The sequence below is a fragment of the Cupriavidus phytohabitans genome (genome assembly GCF_017815025.1).
Classification (GTDB): domain Bacteria; phylum Pseudomonadota; class Gammaproteobacteria; order Burkholderiales; family Burkholderiaceae; genus Cupriavidus.
In genome coordinates, this window is record NZ_JAGIQB010000145.1 from 1 (window position 1) to 2,875 (window position 2,875).

Consider the following 2,875-nt stretch of genomic DNA (forward strand, 5'->3'; position numbering starts at 1 on the left):
CAAGTCATTGAATGTAAACACTTTTCCGGGGCGCCAGGATCGCTTCGGTGGGTCAAAGATGTGTATAACCGCATGGCCTTAACCTCCTCGATGACAGCGAAATTCAAAATGCGGAATTCCTCCTAGAGAAGCTGTGGACTGGAGACGGAACCAGCGAGAATCCCACCGTCAATAGGGCAGAATGGCGCGAATCGATGATGGAGGCAGTACAGAAGATCGCTCCCTGGGATGCTAGCCGTGGCAACGTTGAGGGCATCGGCACGGGACTGGCCGGTACACGAGCGCGGGGCCTGGTCGCCAGGGATACGTTCAGTCAGCGTGATATTGGGGCGGGTTTGCGCAGGTAAGCAAAGCGACCCTCATCGACAGCAACGGCGTGCGGATGATTGCCAGTTTCCTAAGATCAGCCCGGGTTCCCGCTCCTCATGCTGTTCATCGATCACAATTCCGACAGCCAGCGCAGCGACTCCTGGGCGACCGATACGCACCACGAGGGCAATCAGGTTCTGTTTTGGACAAACCCATGGAGGCGAAGCAATGCCAGAAGGAAGCGCCTTATGGGGAAATCGGGCCGCTCGGCGGTCAACTCGGCTTGCGCCGAAGCGCCCTACCGCACGTCGTTGACGGTGGCCAAATCGCCTTGAAATCACCATACTGACAACGCTGTTGATCTCGCTGGGCCTTGTGCCGGCTGAAGCTCGGCAAAAGCCTTGCAAGATGCATGCATGGGCCATGAGCGAGCAACATGCCCTCGTCTGCGACTTCGAAGATGCGCGCGCTGCCGGTGTGGCAGCGTCGATTCCGACTCGCTCGGCCCGCTAGCGATGCTGGTTCGTTTGATGGCCGCGGGAGCGGCCATCTCGTCAACTGCGTTACGGCAGTTGAACGGTAACTTTCAGCGACGCTCCGTTCGATCCACTGAGCGACATCGTTTCCAGCTTTTCACCGGCCAGGTTGAAATGACTTTCGGCGCTTGCGCTATCAACGTCCGGCAGCTCGATGTAGCAACCACCCTGCTCCACCTTGTTCATTTTTCGAAGGCGCGTGTCGACCGCAACAACGTTCGCGATCACGCGCTTTCCATCGTCGATTTGCTTGGGATGCACGGTGACCGTCGTTCCTTCGAAAATCGTGGCAAGCTCAATACTCGGCTTGCCGCTTCCATCCACCTTGCAGGAGCGCGCATAGCTAATCGTCCTACCGTTAGAGGTGACGGAAGGCGAGGTCGTCGACACCAGCGCTTCTTGCTTCCCCGATGGGGTCTCGATCGAGAGCTTCATGGACGGTGCGCCCACGTTTGCGGCCATTGCCGATGCCGCTGCAGACAGGAGGCCCGCAAACAGGAGAGTCTTTCTCATGGATTTTTTCCTTAGTTGAAAAATACTGCTTTACGCAGTCTATTGACTATCGGTTCAAGTCAATAAAAGGTTGAGGGCTCAGAACAGTCCCGCAGCGATACGTACCCTGCGAAGGTAGGGGGAGAAGCCATGATGGGCGCCAAATCCAAAATGGCTGCCTGCCGCGCCGCCGACGCAAGTTGAGGTGACCGCCGGGTTTGCCTGCGCGATCACCTCGTCGTCGCGGTGCAGCGTCGCAACTACTGGTCTCGCAGAAATTGGTACGCCCACGTGCGAGGGGCGCCTAGAACTCCTCGCGGTCCCAGCCACCGCCTTCGCTTTTCTTTTTCTTCGTCACGGCAACGAAGCGGAAGATCGGGTATAGGTACGCAGCGTTCTTGATTTTCACGCGAGCATCGTCCCGCCAGAAGCCTTTGACCTCCCGAAGTTCGAGCTCGCCGCTTGCCAGCCGTACGCCGTAGTCCGGCGTGTAGAAGGTATTCTTGCCTAGCCGCAATTTGATGGGCTCGAATGCATACCAGGTGATCAGGCCGGCCTGCTTTTCCAGTTCGAGGAGAGCGGCATATGCCTTCTCGGTCGGGTTCATCTCGCCTGCCGGCAATCTGCCTAGCGCGAGCATGCGATCCTGAGGCTTCTTCCGGGGTGGGCACGGTGTTCTGTGCCTGGACGGCCGGCGCCGACGCCGCACGCGATCCTGTTCGCTTCAGCAGCGCGGCGTATGCCTCCTCAGAGATGCGGAGTCCTTTTCCCATGGTGCTTCAACGAAAGTCATTGGTCTTTCGAGGCTACCTGCGCTCATGGGAATGCAAGTCGGTCGGCCTAGCGCCAGGTTAGGCCTTTTTTCGATGATCAAGGCTGGTCGCGCTGCTGATTGTCGATGCGCCTGCGTGAAGGGCCAGAATCAGCGGGAAGTACGAGTCAGATGTTCGTGTGTCCCCTGATAAGGCGGACTGGTGAGCGCCGCTTTGGCAGCCTTCCAATCCGCTGCGCGACAATATGTGATGTACTGGACTACCCGCGCCAGGTGGTTCTCGAAGTCACTCTCCTCCCAGTTGATTTCTTGATGAAAGATGCATGGGCTAGGCGGTTAGCCTCGTTGATGATCATCCCCCAACCCAGCAAGGCCAACTCTCGCTCCAGCCGCGCGGACGAAAGGTTGAGCGCCGCAGCGAGATCGGCAAGCTCGACTTTGATTTTCTTTGTTGGCATTTTCTCTGTCGTTCATGGGAGGGGCCCGCCAGGACGAGGGAAGCGGTCGAGTGGTCGGCGTTACGGCTCGCCACATTCCGATCCGGCTACTCTCACATGAGCTGGGGCCCAATGCACTCAGTCGGTCAGTCGTCGCTTAATGCGTACCCGTTTCTGCGATGCGAAAGGACATAGATCGGCACCGAACTTCCCTGCCGGGGGCTGCCTGGTAGTAGGCAACCCCGCATCGCTAGGCGCGTGTCGGTCCAGATTGACCGTCAAACCCCGGAACCATCCCCCGCGAGGGTGGCCGCCTGGAGTGCGTTGGC

3 protein-coding genes are annotated in these 2,875 nt (G+C 58.6%); all 3 read right to left on the reverse strand.

The features are described from left to right. Positions 1-872: 872 nt before the first annotated feature. Positions 873-1,358: a hypothetical protein gene (locus tag J8I34_RS33580; RefSeq protein WP_245176338.1), complete on the reverse strand. Its 486-nt coding sequence runs from the start codon at positions 1,356-1,358 to the stop codon at positions 873-875. A gap of 283 nt (positions 1,359-1,641) precedes the next feature. Beyond that, positions 1,642-1,944 (reverse strand): hypothetical protein, encoded by a 303-nt coding sequence (locus tag J8I34_RS33585; protein ID WP_245176339.1) that lies wholly within the window; start codon positions 1,942-1,944, stop codon positions 1,642-1,644. A 425-nt stretch (positions 1,945-2,369) separates the two neighbouring features. Next, a complete protein-coding gene (locus tag J8I34_RS33590; RefSeq protein WP_209777526.1) occupies positions 2,370-2,567 on the reverse strand; it encodes a hypothetical protein in 198 nt (65 codons plus the stop codon). Between the last annotated feature and the right edge of the window lie 308 nt (positions 2,568-2,875).